This is a genomic window from Nitrococcus sp., from assembly GCF_059432795.1.
Genome location: NZ_JBXWZQ010000009.1, coordinates 1 through 16,730 on the forward strand (window position 1 = coordinate 1; position 16,730 = coordinate 16,730).

A 16,730-nucleotide genomic window follows, 5' to 3' on the forward strand; every position below is an offset into this window, starting at 1 on the left:
CCGAAGACGGCGGGACGAAGCTTTTCGGCGCGAGCGGCCACGTCACGCGGCCGGGCTGCTGGGAGCTGCCCATGGGCACCCCCATGCGCGCGGTGCTCGAGGAACACGCCGGCGGTATGCAAGCCGGCTACGGATTCCGTGGGGTGCTGCCGGGCGGCGGCTCGACGCCGTTTCTGGTCGCCGAGCACCTGGACCTGCCGCTCGATTTCGATCACGTGGCCGACGCGGGCAGCCGCCTCGGTACCGGCACCATGGTCGTGCTCGATGACCGCACCTCGCTGCTCGGCTTCCTCTACAACCTGGAGCATTTTTACGCGCAGGAATCCTGCGGTTGGTGCACGCCCTGCCGCGACGGCCTGCCCTGGGTGGCGCGGGTGCTGGCGGCGCTGGACCAAGGCGCGGGCCGACCGGGCGACATCGAGATGCTGCAGCGCCACACCCGGTTGCTGGGACCGGGCAAGACATTCTGTGCCCACGCGCCCGGGGCCATGGGGCCATTGGAGAGCGCGCTGAACTACTTCCCCGAGGATTTTCAGGCGGGCATCCGCCAAAGCGCTCCCGGCGCGAGGGAGGCGAGCTGATGGCGGTGATCTACATCGACGGCGAGCCCTATACGGTGGATCCGCGCACGAACCTGCTCGCGGCCTGCCTCCAGCACGGTATCGATCTGCCCTATTTCTGCTGGCATCCCGCCCTGGGCTCGGTGGGCGCCTGTCGCCAGTGCGCGATCACGCAGTACAAGGACGAGACGGACCGCACCGGCCAGGTCGTGATGGCCTGCATGACGCCGGCGGCGGACGGCACCCGCTTGTCCGTAAACGACGCGCAAGCGTGCGAGTTCCGCGCGAGCGTCATCGAATGGCTGATGATCAATCACCCGCACGATTGCCCGGTCTGCGAGGAAGGCGGCGAATGCCACTTGCAGGATATGACCGTGCTCACCGGCCACACCCGCCGTCGTTACCGCTTCACCAAGCGCACGCATCGCAACCAAAACCTCGGTCCGTTCATCAAGCACGAGATGAACCGCTGCATCGCCTGCTATCGCTGCGTGCGCTTTTATCGCGAATACGCCGGCGGCGTGGATCTCGATGTCTTCGCCATGCACCGCAACGTCTACTTCGGTCGCCACGCCGACGGGCCGTTGGAGAGCGAGTTCAGCGGCAACCTGGTGGAAGTCTGCCCGACCGGCGTTTTCACCGACAAGCCGCTCAGCCGGAGCTATACCCGCAAGTGGGACCTGCGCTCGAGCCCCTCGATCTGCGTGCACTGCGCGGTCGGCTGCAACACCAGCCCCGGCGCGCGCTACGGCACGCTCAAGCGTGTCCAAAACCGCTACAACGGCGCGGTCAACGGTTACTTCCTCTGTGATCGGGGCCGCTTCGGCTACGGCTTCGTCAACAGCGCGGCGCGCATCCGCGAGCCCGAGATGGCAGCGCCGGACGGCGCCGCGAGCGTGCGCCCGGCGGTCGCGGCCGCACGCTTGCAGGCACTGCTCGGCCAGGGCCGCCCTCATGGCATCGGCTCGCCGCGCGCCTCGCTGGAGGCGAATTTCGCCCTGCGCCGGCTGGTCGGAGCGGCGAATTTCTCCACCGGGCAGTCGGCGGGCGAGCAGCAACTCGCCGAGTTGGTCGCCTGGATTCTGCGTGAGGGGCCTACCCCCGCGCCCTCGCTGCACGAGATGGAGCAGGCCGATGCGGTGCTGATCCTGGGCGAGGACCCCACCGCCACGGCACCGCGGGTGGCCTTGAGTCTGCGCCAGGCCCTGTATGGGCGCGCCAAGCAGGCCGCCGCGGCGTTGGACGTCCCGGAATGGCATGACGCCGCGGTGCGCAATTCCCGACCCAATCTGCGCCATCCCTGTTACATCCTCACGCCGGCGAGCACGCGGTTGGACGACGTGGCGCACGTGAGCCGCCGCGCGGCACCGGGCGACGTGGCGCGCCTCGGCCAGGCGATCGCGCATGCCCTTCACGAGCGCGCACCGGCAGTAACCGACCTGCCGGAAGCGGATCGCGGCCTGGTGGAAAACATCGCCGAGGCGCTGCGCCAGGCCCAGCGCCCGCTGATCGTGAGCGGCACCGGCTGTGCCAGCGCCGCCGTCATCCAGGCGGCCGCCAACATCGCCTGGGCACTGTGTGACGAGCACCGCCGGGCATCGCTTTGTCTGAGCCTGCCCGAGTGCAACAGCCTCGGTGTCACGCTGCTCGGCGGGCGCGACGTGCCAAGCACGCTCGACGCCGTGTGCGCCGACGACGCCGCCGTGCTCATCGTGCTGGAAAACGATCTTTACCGGCGCGCCGGGCGCGAGCAGGTGGAGGCGGCGCTCGCCCAGGCACGCCATGTGATCGTGCTCGATGCCTTGCGTCATGCCACAACCGAGCGGGCCGAGCTGCTGCTTCCAGCGGCAACCTTCGCCGAATCCGAGGGGACGCTCATCAGCTACGAGGGCCGGGGGCAGCGCTTCTTCCCAGTCTGCGAGCCGAGCGAGGCGATACGGGAGAGCTGGCGCTGGCTCGAGGAGGCGTCCGAGGCCGAGCCGCCCGCGGCCTCCCCGCGGCGTCTGGACGATCTCACGCGCGATTGCGCGCAAACCTCCGCGGCGCTGCAGCGCATCACCGAGGCCGCCCCCGCCGCCGATTTCCGCATCGCCGACATGAAGATCGCCCGCGAGCCACACCGCTACAGCGGGCGCACGGCCAAGGATGCCCATCTCGATGTTGCCGAGCCCAAACCGCCACAGGATCTCGATTCGCCGCTCACCTTCACCATGGAAGGCTATGCCGGGCGGCGCACCCCGCCGGCTTTGCGGCCCTATTTCTGGGCACCCCGGTGGAACTCGATCCAGGCGGTGAACAAGTTCCAGGACGAAATTGCCGGTCCGCTGCACGGCGGCGACCCCGGAGTGCGCCTGATCGAGCCCGACCCGGCCAGCCGGCCGGAATTTTTCTCCGCCGTCCCCGCGGCCTTCGCGCCGCACCGCGGCGAATGGACGCTCGCGCCGCTGGCACAGATTTTCGGCAGCGAGGAACTCTCGGCCTACTCGCCGCCCGTGGCGGAACGCATGGGCCCGCCGTTCATCGCATTGCACCCGGCCGACGCCGAGGCGCTCGGCGTCGGCCCGGAGAGCCTCCTCGAGGTCAGCACCGATACCGGTACCTGCCGCCTCGCCGTTCGCTTGGACCTCGGCGTGCCATGCGGCGTTGCCGGTCTGCCGACGGGTCCGGCGGAATGCAACCGCGTGGCCCGCTCCGAGCGGGCACGCCTGCGGCGGGTGATCGAGCCATGACCGCTTTGCTCGAGGCCATGCTGCTGGTCGTATCGACGCTGGGCGCGCTGCTGATCGGTGCAGCGTTGCTGACCTGGGTGGAGCGGCGATTGCTCGGCTTGTGGCAGGACCGTTACGGTCCCAACCGCGCCGGCCCCTTCGGCGCTCTGCAGTGGTTTGCCGATCTCGTGAAGATTCTGACCAAGGAGGATTGGGTACCCCCGTTCGCCGACCGTGCCCTGTTCGTTCTGGCGCCGGCGGTGATCATGGCGACCATGCTGCTCGCCTTCGCGGTGATACCGATGGCACCGCAGTTGAGCATCGTCGACCTCGACGTCGGATTGCTGTTCTTCCTCGCCATGACTTCGATCTCCGTGTACGGCGTGGTGCTGGGCGGCTGGGCGTCCAACAGCAAATACGCGCTGCTCGGCGGCCTGCGCTCGGCCGCGCAGATGATCAGCTACGAAGTGTTCATGGGGCTCGCGCTCATGGGCGTGATCATGCTGGCCGGCTCGTTCAACCTCCAGAGCATCGTCACGGCGCAGCGCGACCTTTGGTTCTGCATCCCGCAGTTCCTCGGCCTGGTCGTCTTCCTGGTGGCCGGGGTCGCCGAGACGCACCGCCTGCCGCTCGACCTGCCGGAGAGCGAGAACGAGCTGATCGCCGGCTATCATACCGAGTACTCGGGCATGAAGTTCGGCATGTTCTTCGTCGGCGAATACGTCGGCATCATCGTCGTCTCGGCGATGATCGTCACGTTGTTCTTCGGCGGCTGGCTCGGCCCCTGGCTGCCTCCGCTGCTTTGGTTCGTACTCAAGACCACCCTGGTGGCCTGCTTTTTCGTGCTGCTGCGCGCCGCGCTGCCGCGTCCCCGTTATGACCAGCTCATGGCCTATGGCTGGAAGTTCATGCTGCCGCTCGCCTTGCTCAACCTGGTCGTAACCGGGGGCATCGTGCTGGCGGGCGGTACACAGGGCTGAAGCCGAGGAGGTATTCGATGCTCAGTCAGCTACGCAGCCTCTGGTATGTGTTCCTGCACGCGTTCCACCGGCGTGAGACGGTCCTCTACCCGGAGCAGGCGCCGGCCCTACCGCCGCGCACGCGCGGGCGCATCGTGCTCTCCCGGGACCCGGACGGGGCGGAGCGTTGCGTCGCCTGCAATCTCTGCGCGGTCGCCTGTCCGGTGGACTGCATAGCGCTGCAAAAAACCGAGGACGAGACGGGGCGCTGGTATCCCGAATGGTTTCGCATCAACTTCTCGCGCTGCATTTACTGCGGCTTCTGCGAGGAGGCCTGCCCCACCTATGCCATCCAGCTGATCCCGGACTTCGAAATGAGCGAGTACGAGCGCCAGAACATGGTCTACGAGAAGGAGGACCTGATGATCGAGGGTCCCGGCAAGTACCACGATTACAGCTTCTACCGCGTGGCGGGACTCGCCGTCGGCGGCAAGGACAAAGGGCAAGCCGAAAACGAGGAAGCGCCGGTGGATGTGCGCGGGCTCATGCCGTAGGTACGCAGGGCTGGCCGAGCGCACGCCTTGCGCGCCCTGGCGGGCGGACCCGCCAGAGATGCCGACCGCCCTTTGGCGGCCTTCGAATCCAAGGGGGACGCAGGTACCGCGTGTCCCGGCAAATCAGGGGTGAGTTGACCGATGCACGCCGCCGTAATCTTCTATCTCGCCGCCTTGCTCGCCATCCTCGCCACGGCCCTCGTGGTCACCAGCCGTAATGCCGTGCACGCCCTGCTCTACCTGATCGTTTCGCTGTTCGCCGTCGCGTTGATCTTCTACCTCGTCGGGGCACCGCTCGCGGCGGCGCTGGAAGTGATCATCTACGCGGGCGCGATCATGGTGCTTTTCGTCTTCGTGGTGATGATGCTCAATCTGGGCGAACAGGCGAGCGCTCAGGAACGTGAGTGGCTGCGACCCCGCGTGTGGATCGGCCCGAGCCTGTTGGCCGGATTGCTGCTCGCAGAGTTGCTCTACGTCATCGTCATCGGCAGTGGCAGCGAGCGCACGACCACCGCCGTGAGCGCACACGACGTGGGTCTTGGCTTGTTCGGAGCCTACCTGCTCGCGGTGGAACTCGCCGCCATGCTGCTATTGGCGGCGCTGGTCGGCGCCTATCATCTGGGCCAGCGTCTGCCGCGGGCGCAGGATTGATCCGATGGCGGAGATCCTCCTCGCCCACGGACTGCTGCTGGCCGCGATCCTGTTCGCCTTGGGGCTGCTCACGGTGCTGGTCCGGCGCAACGTGCTGTTCATCCTCATGGGTATCGAGATCATGCTCAACGCCGCGGGCCTCGCTTTCGTGCTGGGCGGCGCGCGCTGGGGAGAAGCCGACGGCCAGGTGCTGTTCATTCTGATTCTGGCGGTGGCCGCCGCGGAAGTCTCCGTGGGGCTTGCTCTGGTGCTGCAGCTACAGCAGCGCTTCGGCACCGTCGACGTCGATGCGGCAAGGCAGATGCGCGGATGATCTCTTCTGCGCTCCTCTGGCTGATTCCCTTGGCGCCGCTCGCCGGCTTCGTGGTGCTCGCGCTGTTCGGCGGTTGGCTCAGCCGCCGCGCGATTGCGGCCGTGGCGGTGGGTTCGCTGGCCTTGTCCGCCGCCCTTGCCGCCGCTGTTGGTTTCAATTTCCTCGCCGAGCCGCCGAGCGCGGGGCATGCGAGCCAGGTGCTCGGCTCCTGGCTGGAGGTCGGCGAGCTGCACCCCCGGTTCGGTTTGTATCTGGATGCCCTTTCCCTGGTGATGATGCTGGTGGTCACCGGAGTGGGCTTCCTGATTCATCTCTACTCCGCGACCTTCATGGCCGAGGATCCGGGTTATCGGCGCTACTTCGCCTACCTGAATCTCTTCGTCGCCGGCATGCTCGTGCTGGTGCTGGCCGACAATCTGCTTTTTCTCTATCTGGGCTGGGAAATCGTCGGTCTTTGCAGCTATCTGCTGATCGGCCACGGCTATGGCGATCCGGCCGCCGGCCGCGCGGCGCGCAAAGCATTCGTCGTCACCCGTATCGGCGATGCCGCCATGCTGATCGGCATGTTCCTGCTGCTCGCGCATTGGGGCACGCTGCAGATTCAGCCTCTGATGGGGCTTGCCGCCGAGGGCTGGGCGGAGGGCTCGACGCTCGCCACAGCGGCGGCGGCTTTGCTGCTCGCCGGCGCCCTGGGCAAATCCGCGCAATTGCCGCTGCAGGTGTGGCTGCCCGACGCCATGGCCGGGCCGACCCCGGTCAGCGCCTTGATTCATGCCGCCACCATGGTCACCGCGGGAGTATATCTGATCGCCCGCCTGCACGTGCTCTTCGAGCTGGCACCCGGCGTGCACTACGCCGTGGCCGTGATCGGCGCCGCCACGCTGCTCCTGGCTGGCGCCGCCGCCCTGGTGCAGCGGGATATCAAGCGGATCCTGGCCTATTCCACCATCAGCCAAATCGGCTATATGTTTCTGGCGCTCGGTGTGGGCGGCTATGGCGCGGCGCTTTTCCATCTGCTGACGCACGCCTGCTTCAAGGCCCTGCTCTTTTTGGCCGCCGGCGTGGTCATCGCCGGGCTCGACGAGGAACACGACATCTTTCGCATGGGCGGTCTCGCCCGGCAGCTGCCGGGAACCTCGCTGGCGTTTCTCGCCGGCGCCGCCTCATTGGCGGCCTTACCGTTGATCACCGCGGGCTTCTACAGCAAGGACCTGATCCTCGCGCAGACCTGGGAGGCGGCGATGGGCGGGCTCTGGATCGCAGGCGTGGCGGGTGCGCTGCTCACGGCGCTCTACACGTTCCGGGCGTTTTTCGTTGCCTTTCTCGGCGAAGCCAAAGGACGCGTCCGCCGCGGCGCCAGCGTGGCGGAGGCGACGGCGCTGACGGTGCTGGCGATACTCTCCCTCGGCGCCGGGCTCGTCGAGTCCCCGCAGGCCTGGGGAGGGGGCGGGCAGTCCTTTACCGGCTTCCTTGCGAGCGCGCTACCGCCGGGTCCGGGCGCTTCCGCGCACACCGATGGCGGCGGAAGCCTCGTCGCGCTTGTTGCCTCCCTGGCGAGCGTTTGCGGTGCCGTGCTCGCTTGGGTTTGCTATCGGTATCGCCCGGCGATGGCGCAACCCCATGCGCTGCATGCCGTACGCCGCCTATGGCAGGCCGGCTGGGGCTTCGACTGGGCTTATGAACGGCTGTTCGTGAGGCCGTTGCTCGCGTTCACCCGCGCCAACCGCCACGATGCCGTCGACACGCTGTTCACGGGCATCGCCACGGCGAGCCGCTCCCTGCACCGCGGCCTCAGCCACACGCAGACGGGCCACGTACGCTGGTACGCCGCGGGGATCGCCTGCGGCGCGTTCCTGCTGATCGCGCTGATGGTGTTGCCATGATTCTCCTGTGGTTGATTCTCATCCCGCTGGCGGGTGCCCTTCTGGCCTGGTTCTGCGGACGCTTCGCCGGCCACTGGCCGCGCGCGGTCGCGCTTGCGGCCCTGGCGCTCGACCTGGCACTGGCGATCGAGCTGTGCTGGGGACAGCCGGTGAGCTTGGCACTGCCGGGCAACGCGACCTGGCTGGCGCACCTGGAACTGCCCTGGATCCCGCGCTTTGGCATCCGAGTGCTGCTCGCCGCCGATGGGCTGAGTGTCATCCTGGTGCTGCTCACGCTCTTTCTCGGCCTGGTCTCGGTTGCGGCCTCCTGGGCGGAGATCCGCGAGCGCGTGGGTTTCTTTCACTTCAACCTGCTCGCCACGCTCGCCGGCGCCATCGGCGTGTTCCTGGCTCTGGATCTGTTCCTGTTCTTCTTCTTCTGGGAGGCCATGCTCATCCCGATGTACTTCCTGATCGGGATCTGGGGCCATGAAAACCGCGTCTACTCCACGCTCAAGTTTTTCCTCTTCACCCAGGCAAGCGGCCTGCTGATGCTGCTGTCGATCATCGCGCTCGCATTGACCCATCAGGCACAAAGCGGTGTGCTGAGCTTCAGCTACTTCGATTTGCTGGGCACGACCCTGGACCCGGGCACCGCGCTGTATCTGATGCTCGGCTTTTTCGTCGCCTTCGCGGTCAAGCTCCCGATGGTGCCGTTCCACACCTGGCTGCCGGATGCCCACACGGACGCGCCTACCGCCGGCAGCGTCGTACTGGCGGGAATTCTTCTCAAGACGGGCGCCTATGGGCTGCTGCGCTTCATTACCCCGCTCTTTCCAGGGGCCGCGGCGGAGTTCGCGCCGGTGGCGATGGTCCTGGCGGTGATCGGCATTCTCTACGGCGGCCTGGTCGCCTTCGCGCAGCAGGACTTCAAGCGTCTGGTGGCCTACACCAGCATCAGCCACATGGGATTCGTGCTCCTCGGCGTGTTCGCCTGGAACGAGCTCGCGCTGCAGGGCGTGGTCATGCTGATCATCGCCCACGGGCTCAGCACAGGGGCGCTGTTCATCATCGCCGGCTCGCTGCAGGAGCGGCTGCATACCCGGGAGCTGGCAGACATGGGCGGGATCTGGTCGCGGGCGCCGCGCCTCAGTGGCGCCGCGTTGTTCTTCGCGATCGCCTCTCTGGGACTGCCGGGGTTGGCGAATTTCGTCGGCGAGTTCCTGGTGTTGGCCGGCAGCTATCACGCCAGCCCGGCGGCGACCGCGTTCGCCGTCGCCGGGCTGGTGGTCGCGGTGATCTATACCTTGTGGCTGGTGCAGCAAGCCTTTCACGGGCCCGCCGCGCCGGGGCTGGCGCTGGCCGATTTCAACGCCCGGGAGATGAGCATCATGGGCGTGATGATCGGCATTGTCGTTTGGCTGGGGCTTAACCCGCAGCCCATTCTCGACCTGGCTGCGCCCGCTCTCGGCGCCTTGCGCGAACTCACCTACATCTGACCCTGCACGAAAGGGGAGGCTCGCAGCGATGACGGCCGCAGATTTCCTGGCTTTGTCCCCCTGGCTCGTATTGAGCGCCACGGTGCTCGTTGTGCTGATCGGCGTGGCGATCCGCCGCGATCATCGGGCGACGGCCGCGCTCACGTGCGGCGGTTTGGCACTGACCCTGCTGGCCATACCGCTCGCCGCCGGCCACGCGCCGCGCCTGGTGACGGCATTGTTCAGCATCGACGGCTACGCGCTTTTCTTCCTGGTGCTGATGGTGCTCGCCGCGCTCGCCGTGACCGTGCTCACCTTCGGCTACTGCTACCGCCGGCCGGGTGTTCACGAGGAGCTTTATCTACTGCTGCTCGCGGCGACCCTGGGTGCCGCCGTGCTGGTGGCGAGCCGTCATTTCGGCTCGCTCCTGCTCGGCTTGGAGTTACTCAGCGTGGCGCTGTTCGCGCTGGTGGCCTATCCGGTGCACCGGGGGCGACCCCTGGAGGCCGGCGTGAAGTACCTCATCCTTGCCGGGGTCGCCGCCGCCTTCCTGCTCTTCGGCATGGCACTGATCTATGCCGAGCTGGGCGCGCTCGAATTCCCGGCGGTGGCCGACCGAATCACGGCACTGACCTTGGTGGGGAGACCTTATTTGATCGCCGGCATTGCCCTGGTCGTCACCGGTCTCGCCTTCAAGCTTTCGCTGGTGCCCTTTCACCTGTGGACTCCGGACGTTTTCGAAGGGGCCCCGGCGCCGGTCACGGCGTTCCTCGCCACGGTTTCCAAAGGCGCGGTGATCGTGCTGCTGCTGCGCTTCCTGCTGGAAACCGGCGCCTACGGCTCGCCGAGCGTGCTGAACGCGCTCGCGCTTGTCGGAATCGCCTCCATGCTCGTCGGCAATCTGCTCGCTTTGCTGCAGCGCAACCTCAAACGCCTGCTCGCCTACTCTTCCATCGCCCACATGGGCTATCTGCTGGTGCCGCTGGTCGCCGGCGGCGAACTCGCCGTCGAGAGCGTGGCCTATTATCTCACCGCCTACTTCCTCATGACGCTGGGTGCTTTCGGCGCCATCACGGTCTACTCGGCCGCGGCGAGCGAGGGTGAACTGGACCAGCTGGAGGCCTACCGGGGCCTTTTCTGGCAACGCCCCTGGCTCGCCGGCGCCTTCACCGCCATGCTGCTCGCGCTCGCGGGCATGCCGCTGACCGCCGGGTTCGTGGCGAAGTTCTACGTGTTCACCGCCGGTACCGATGCCCGGCTGTGGCCCTTGTTAGCGGCCTTGATCCTCGGCAGCGCGCTCGGGCTGTTTTATTATCTGCGCGTGGTGGTGGTGATGGCGGGCGCGCCGGGCGCGCGCGCTCCGCAGGCGGGCTCCGGCCTTGCGCTGCCCGGGCACCTGACGCTCGCGGCGCTCACCTTCCTGCTGATCGCCCTCGGCGTCTACCCTTCACCGCTGCTCGAGCTGATCCGCCATGGCTCGCCCGGCGTTTTGCATTGACGCGGCAGCGCGAGGGCGATAAGAGCGAGGGTCGCGTTCGGCGCTCGCCTCATACGATCGGCGGCTCACCCTGCCAGCCCTGGTCTTCCTCCAGCTCGCGGTTGAAGGCCGCGACGTATTTGGCTACGCGACGCACCGAGTCGAAGCGGGCGAGATGAAACAGCGCCTCACCCTCGTGCACCAGCGGCAGGTTGTTGCGCCCGACCACGATGCCGTCGAGGCTTGCCTGGACAGTGAGCTCCCGCTCCCCGAACGGGTCGGCGATATAGCCGAGCGCCTGCCCCTGGTGGACATGCGCGCCGAGCGCCACCGCCGTGCGGAAGATGCCGTCCTGCTCGGCTCGCACCCAGGTGCTGTAGTTCGCCGCATAGTTCGACTCCGGCGCGCCCCGGCGCGAGCGGCTGGAGGGAATCATCCCCAGGTGGCGCAGCACGCGAATGATTCCCTTGACCCCCGCCTGGATCGCGGCCTCGTTGAAACGCAGCGCCTCCCCGGCCTCGTAGGTGATCACCGCCTTACCGGTGTCATTGCATAGCTGGCGCAGGCTGCCCTCGATCAGCGGCGCATTGATCATGACCGGTACGCCGAAGGCCCGGGCCATGGCGAGGCAGCTCGGCTCGTCCAGGTTGGCGCGAATCTGCGGCAGGTTGTCACGGTGGATCGCGGCGGTATGCAGATCGATGACATGGCTGGTCTGGGAGAGGATCTCGCGCACGAAAAGATGCGCCATGCGCGCGGCGAGCGAGCCACGCTCGCTGCCGGGAAACGCGCGATTGAGGTCCCGCCGATCCGGCAGGTAGCGCGAGCGGTCGGCAAAACCGAACACGTTTACGATCGGCACTGCCAGCAGGGTCCCTTTCAAGCGTTTGAGGGCGGGCAGCAGCAGCACCCGGCGGATGATCTCCACCCCGCTGATCTCATCGCCATGAATCGCCGCGCAGACGAGCAGGGAGGGACCCTCCTCCCGACCGTGGATCACCTGCACCGGCAGCGTGATCGGCGCATGCGTATAGAGCAGCGCGGCGGGAATATCGATGGTGCGCCGCTCGCCGGCCTCGATCCGATGGCCGGCGATCTCGAGGGAGGGCCGGCCGGCCGCTCTCGGATGATCCACGTCTGCCAACTCCCAGCCGGCGGCTCAGTCCCGAGCCGCGCGGTGCACGTCCTTGAGCTGCGCGTAATAGCGCGCCGAATAGAGGAGCTGCTCGCGCTCCGTGCGGGTGATTTCGCGCGCGGCCCGCGCCGGCGCGCCGACAAAAAGCCAGCCCGAATGCAGCCGCTTCCCGGGTGGCACCAAGGCGCCGGCGGCGATGATCACATCGTCTTCGACCTCGACCGCGTCCATAAGAACCGCCCCCATCCCGATGAGCACCCGGCTGCCCACCGTACAGGCGTGCACGATGGCACGGTGGCCGACAGTCACATCCTCGCCGAGGCTCGTGGAATGCCCGCCGGGGGTATACGGGCCGTCGTGCGTGACGTGAACCACCGTCCCATCCTGAATATTGCTGCGCGCGCCGATTCGTATGGCGTTGATATCGCCGCGGACGACCGCCATGGGCCACACGGAGACGTCCTCGGCGAGTGTCACGTCACCGATGACCAGGGCGGTCTCGTCCACCCAGGCGGTATCGGCAAGCCGCGGTACGCAGTCTTTGAAGGAACGAAGCATGGGCCTGTGCTCGAATCCGGTTGTGAAATCGTCTCGCCAAGCGCGCGCGACGCGATGCCGCGTGACCCGGGAAGTCTAGCGATCGCGGGGCGCCGCGCATAGACCGTGCGGCGCGGCGGCAAGCCCCGAGCGCTCCGTCTAGGTCATGGTGACCAACTCTTCGGCGCTGGTCGGATGGATCGCAACCGTGTCATCGAAATCGCGCTTGGTCGCGCCCATCCGAATGGCGACCGCGAAGCCCTGCAGCATCTCGTCCACTCCCGGACCGAACAGATGCGCGCCGACGATTCGCTCTTCCTCGCCGATACAGACGAGCTTCATGGCGCTCGGCCGCTTGTTCTCCGACAATGCCTGTTCGAGCGGTATGAAGCGGCTCGTATAAACCTTGACGTCGTCGCCATAGCGTTGCCGCGCCTGCTCCTCGGTCAGGCCGACGGCCCCCAGGGGCGGGTGCGTGAACACCACCGAGGGAATCATCTCGTAAGGCAGACGACGCTCCGGTTGTCCGCCCCACAGCCGGTCCGCGAGACGCCGACCGGCGGCGATCGCCACCGGGGTCAACGGAAACACCCGAGTCACGTCGCCGATCGCGAAGATGTGCGGCTGGTTCGTGGCTTGCCATTGATCGACTGGGACGACACCGTCGGCGGCAAGCTCCACGCCCGCCGCCTCCAGCCCCAGCCCGCCCGTATTCGGCGCGCGCCCCACGGCCCAGATCACCTGCTCGAAACCGCCCGCGCTGCGCCCGTCCGCGGCCCGCAGACAAAGCCGATCGGCCGCCCGCTCGAGGCTCGCGGGGACGAAGCCACTGACAACCTCGATACCGTCGGCCTGCGCGGCCTCCACATAGGCCGCCCGGAGCATGGGGTCGAAGTGCCGCAAGGGATAATCCCGGCGGAAGAACAGCGAGACCCGGCTGCCGAGCTGGCGGAGCACACCGCAGAGCTCGACGGCGATGTATCCGGCACCGACCACCGCGACGTGCGCGGGACACCGCTGCAGGGCAAAGAAGCCGTCGGAGTCGATACCGAGCTCCGCGCCGGGCAAGTCGGGAATGATGGGGCGACCGCCCACGGCGATGATGAAGCGATCCGCCGTGACACGCTCGCCGCCCACATCCAGCGTGTGCGGATCGACAAAGCGGGCGCGGGATTCATACAACGCGACGTCGGAGCGCTCCAGAGTGTGCCGGTAGATCGTGTTCAGCCGCTCGATGTAAACGTCGCGCCGCTCGACCAGGGCGCCCCAGTCGTGCCCGGCCACCTCCAGGCGGAAACCGTAATCGGCGGCCCGTTCGATCACCTCCGCGGTGTGCGCGGCATTCCACATGATCTTCTTCGGCACACAGCCGACGTTGACGCACGTGCCGCCGAGCCGCGACTGCTCGACCACCGCGCAGCGCGCGCCGTGGGCCGCTGCCCGACGTGCCGCGGCGATGCCGCCGCTGCCGCCGCCGATACAGATCAGATCATAATGCCGTGCCATTTGCAGTTCCGTCCCCGCTGCGGAAAATAGGGAGCAATCGCGTAAGATAACCAATCCACTCCCGAGCGAGCAAAACTGTACCCATGGACAACCCCGTGCTGGATACCGAGGATCTCCCCCGGTTCACCGCCATTCGTCCCGAGCACGTCGTGCCCGCCATCGATGAGATCCTTGCCGACAATCAGCGCGGGCTCGAAGCGATTCTCGCAGACACCAGCCAGCCCACCTGGGAGAACCTGATCGAGCCGCTGGAGGCGCTCAACAACCGCCTGCGCAAGGCCTGGTCGCCGATCGCGCACATGAACGCCGTGGTCAACAACGAGGCCTTGCGCGCGAGCTACAACGCCTGTCTGCCCAAGATTTCCGAGTATTACACCGAGCTCGCGCAAAACGAGCGGCTCTTTCAGGCGATCGGCGCCATCCGCGACAGCGCCGCCTTCAGTCTCCTCGACCGCGCGCAACAACAGACGATCGATCACGCGTTGCGGGACTTCCGGCTGGCCGGGGTCGCACTCCCGGCGCCGGAGAAGGCGCGCTACAAGGCCAACGCGCAACGCCTCGCCGAGCTCGCCTCGCGATTCGAGGACAATCTGCTCGACGCCACCAACCACTGGCAGAAGCCGATCACCGATCGGGCGCGGCTCGCCGGGCTCCCGGAGGGCATACGCCACATGGCCAGACAGGCGGCCGAGCGTGCCGGGGAGGAAGGCTGGCGTTTGTCGCTCGATTTCCCAACCTACCACGCCGTCATGAGCTACGCCGAAGATCGGGCGCTGCGCCGCGAGTTCTATGAAGGCTGGAACACGCGGGCCTCCGACGCCGGCCCCGATGCGAACCGCTGGGACAATCACTCCATCATGGAGGAAATTCTCGCGCTGCGACATGAGCAGGCCCGGCTGCTGGGCCTGCGCAATTACGCCGAGCTCTCGCTGCAGACCAAAATGGCGCCCGGCACCGATGAGGTTCTGGAGTTTCTGGAGGATCTGGCGCAGCGCAGCCGCCCGCAGGCGCTCACGGAGCTCGCCGAGCTGCGGCGCTTCGCCCGCGAGGCGCACGGCGTCGAGTCACTCGAGGCCTGGGATGTCGGTTTCTACACCGAGCAGCTGCGGCAACGCCGGTTCCGGCTCTCCGCCGAGGATCTGCGGCCGTATTTCCCGGTCGATGCCGTGTTGGGCGGGCTGTTCGCCATCGTCGAGCGCCTCTACGGGATCCGGATTGCCGAGCGTGAGGGCATCGAAACCTGGCACCCCGACGTGCGCTTCTATGAGATCCACGATAGCGACGCCGCCCTGCGCGGGCGGTTCTACTGCGACCTCTATGCGCGGGCGAACAAGCGCGGCGGCGCCTGGATGGACGAATGCCGCGTGCGCTGGCGTTCTCGGACCGGCGAGCTGCAGATTCCGGTGGCCTACCTGACCTGCAACTTCACGCCGCCCACCGAATCCGGTGCCGCGGCCCGCCTCAGCCACGACGAGGTGCTGACCCTGTTCCATGAGTTCGGCCACGGCCTGCACCATATGCTCACCCGCGTGGATGCCCCCGGCGTCTCGGGCATCAACGGCGTGCCCTGGGATGCCGTCGAGCTGCCCAGCCAGTTCATGGAGAACTGGGGCTGGGAGCAACCGGCGCTGGAGCTCATCGCGCGCCACCACGAAAGCGCCATGGCGCTGCCCGACGCGCTCTTCCAGCAACTCAAGGCGGGACGCAACTTCCAGTCGGCCATGCAGATGGTGCGTCAGCTCGAGCTCGCATTGTTCGACTTCCGCCTGCATCTGGAGCCGCAACCGCCGAGTGCCGAGCGCATCTACCAGTTGCTCGACGAGGTCCGGGACCGGGTGGCCGTGCTCAAGCCCCCGGCGTTCAACCGATTCCCTTGCACCTTTGCGCACATCTTCGCCGGTGGCTACGCGGCCGGCTACTACAGTTACAAGTGGGCGGAAGTGCTTTCGGCCGACGCCTATTCGCGCTTCGAGGAGGAGGGTCTTTTCAACCCCGAAACCGGCCGCGCGTTCCTCGAGCGCATTCTGGAGAAGGGCGGCTCCGAGGACGCCATGGCGTTGTTCACCGCCTTTCGCGGCCGCAAGCCCAGTATCGAGCCGCTGCTGCGCCACAGCGGGCTCATCGCCTGACGCCCCCGCCTGCCATGAAGCTTGCCTCCTGGAACGTCAATTCGCTGAAGGTCCGGCTGCCGCACGTGCTGGAGTGGCTGGATGCCGTGCGACCCGATCTCCTGGGCCTGCAGGAGACCAAGCTCCTCGACAACTCCTTTCCCATCGAGGCGCTGCGCGCGGCGGGGTACGAAATGGTCTACTCGGGGCAGAAGACCTACAACGGCGTCGCGGTGCTCTCGCGCTGGCCGATCACCGAGGTCCTCTGTGACATCCCGGCCCTGGAGGACCGGCAACGTCGCGTTCTGGCGGTGACCACGGCGGGGCTGCGCTTCATCAACCTGTACGTGCCGAACGGCCAGGCGGTCGGCAGCGAGAAATACGCCTACAAGCTCGACTGGCTCGCGCATCTGCGCGCTTGGCTTGCCGAGGAGTTGGCGGCGCGGCAACCCCTTGTCGTGGTTGGGGATTTCAACATCGCCCCGCTGGATCGCGACGTCCACGACCCGCAGCTATGGCACGAGCAGGTGCTGTGCAGCACGCCGGAGCGGCGGGCCCTGCAGGCCTTGTTGGCTCTTGGCCTCACGGACAGCTTCCGGCAATTCCCGCAGGAGGCGGGCGTCTATTCCTGGTGGGACTACCGGATGAACAATTTCCGCCGCAACCGCGGGCTGCGCATCGATCTCATCCTCACCAGCGCCGCGCTGACCCGCAAGCTCACCGCTAGCTATGTCGACCGGACGCCGCGCGGCTGGACGCGGCCCTCGGATCATGCACCGGTGGTCGCCGAGCTCGACCTTCAATAACCCGACCTTCGAAAAGCACGGGCGCCTCAACGCAAACGCAGCCGGGCTCCACCCAGCCGGCTGCATGCGCGAGGCC

14 protein-coding genes are annotated in these 16,730 nt (G+C 67.2%); 11 read left to right on the forward strand and 3 right to left on the reverse strand.

Annotation, left to right across the window (positions count from 1 at the left end):
- The 9 genes from AC52Q4_RS01090 to AC52Q4_RS01130 all read left to right on the forward strand — a co-directional run.
- Positions 1 to 581, forward strand: a 581-nt coding sequence (locus AC52Q4_RS01090; protein ID WP_495534951.1) for an NADH-ubiquinone oxidoreductase-F iron-sulfur binding region domain-containing protein, incomplete at its 5' end; no start/stop codon positions are given.
- Positions 581 to 3,289, forward strand: coding sequence for an NADH-quinone oxidoreductase subunit NuoG (nuoG, locus tag AC52Q4_RS01095; RefSeq protein WP_495534952.1), 2,709 nt, complete (start codon positions 581 to 583; stop codon positions 3,287 to 3,289). The genes AC52Q4_RS01090 and nuoG, both read left to right, overlap by 1 nt.
- Positions 3,286 to 4,248 (forward strand): NADH-quinone oxidoreductase subunit NuoH, encoded by a 963-nt coding sequence (gene nuoH / locus AC52Q4_RS01100; RefSeq protein WP_495534953.1) that lies wholly within the window; start codon positions 3,286 to 3,288, stop codon positions 4,246 to 4,248. The genes nuoG and nuoH overlap by 4 nt, the downstream gene beginning before the upstream one ends.
- 17 nt (positions 4,249 to 4,265) lie before the next feature.
- A complete protein-coding gene (gene nuoI, locus AC52Q4_RS01105; protein WP_495534954.1) occupies positions 4,266 to 4,781 on the forward strand; it encodes an NADH-quinone oxidoreductase subunit NuoI in 516 nt (171 codons plus the stop codon).
- Positions 4,782 to 4,922: 141 nt separating this feature from the next.
- Positions 4,923 to 5,432 (forward strand): NADH-quinone oxidoreductase subunit J, encoded by a 510-nt coding sequence (gene nuoJ / locus AC52Q4_RS01110; RefSeq protein WP_495534955.1) that lies wholly within the window; start codon positions 4,923 to 4,925, stop codon positions 5,430 to 5,432.
- Between the two features lie 4 nt (positions 5,433 to 5,436).
- On the forward strand, positions 5,437 to 5,745 hold the full coding sequence (nuoK, locus tag AC52Q4_RS01115; protein ID WP_495534956.1) for an NADH-quinone oxidoreductase subunit NuoK: 309 nt from the start codon (positions 5,437 to 5,439) through the stop codon (positions 5,743 to 5,745).
- Positions 5,742 to 7,628, forward strand: a complete 1,887-nt coding sequence (gene nuoL, locus AC52Q4_RS01120; RefSeq protein ID WP_495534957.1) for an NADH-quinone oxidoreductase subunit L — start codon at positions 5,742 to 5,744, stop codon at positions 7,626 to 7,628. Before nuoK ends, nuoL begins: the two co-directional genes overlap by 4 nt.
- A gap of 11 nt (positions 7,629 to 7,639) precedes the next feature.
- Complete coding sequence (locus AC52Q4_RS01125) at positions 7,640 to 9,106, forward strand: complex I subunit 4 family protein (RefSeq protein ID WP_495534958.1); 1,467 nt, start codon at positions 7,640 to 7,642, stop codon at positions 9,104 to 9,106.
- A 28-nt stretch (positions 9,107 to 9,134) separates the two neighbouring features.
- Positions 9,135 to 10,583, forward strand: a complete 1,449-nt coding sequence (locus AC52Q4_RS01130) for an NADH-quinone oxidoreductase subunit N (protein ID WP_495534959.1) — start codon at positions 9,135 to 9,137, stop codon at positions 10,581 to 10,583.
- A gap of 49 nt (positions 10,584 to 10,632) precedes the next feature.
- Here the strand turns inward: AC52Q4_RS01130 and AC52Q4_RS01135 are convergent, their stop codons facing one another.
- From AC52Q4_RS01135 to gorA, 3 genes are all read right to left on the reverse strand, one after another.
- A complete protein-coding gene (locus AC52Q4_RS01135; protein WP_495534960.1) occupies positions 10,633 to 11,697 on the reverse strand; it encodes a succinylglutamate desuccinylase/aspartoacylase family protein in 1,065 nt (354 codons plus the stop codon).
- Positions 11,698 to 11,721: 24 nt separating this feature from the next.
- Positions 11,722 to 12,255 carry a gamma carbonic anhydrase family protein gene (locus AC52Q4_RS01140; protein WP_495534961.1) on the reverse strand — a complete coding sequence of 178 codons (534 nt, stop codon included), beginning with the start codon at positions 12,253 to 12,255 and terminating at the stop codon, positions 11,722 to 11,724.
- Positions 12,256 to 12,393: 138 nt separating this feature from the next.
- Positions 12,394 to 13,740, reverse strand: coding sequence for a glutathione-disulfide reductase (gorA, locus tag AC52Q4_RS01145; RefSeq protein WP_495534962.1), 1,347 nt, complete (start codon positions 13,738 to 13,740; stop codon positions 12,394 to 12,396).
- Positions 13,741 to 13,823: 83 nt separating this feature from the next.
- Here gorA and AC52Q4_RS01150 point away from each other — a divergent pair, with 83 nt between their 5' ends.
- Complete coding sequence (locus tag AC52Q4_RS01150; RefSeq protein ID WP_495534963.1) at positions 13,824 to 15,869, forward strand: M3 family metallopeptidase; 2,046 nt, start codon at positions 13,824 to 13,826, stop codon at positions 15,867 to 15,869.
- Between the two features lie 14 nt (positions 15,870 to 15,883).
- The gene (gene xth, locus AC52Q4_RS01155; RefSeq protein WP_495534964.1) at positions 15,884 to 16,654 is read left to right on the forward strand and encodes an exodeoxyribonuclease III; all 771 of its coding nucleotides are present in this window, start codon (positions 15,884 to 15,886) and stop codon (positions 16,652 to 16,654) included.
- Positions 16,655 to 16,730: the final 76 nt, after the last annotated feature.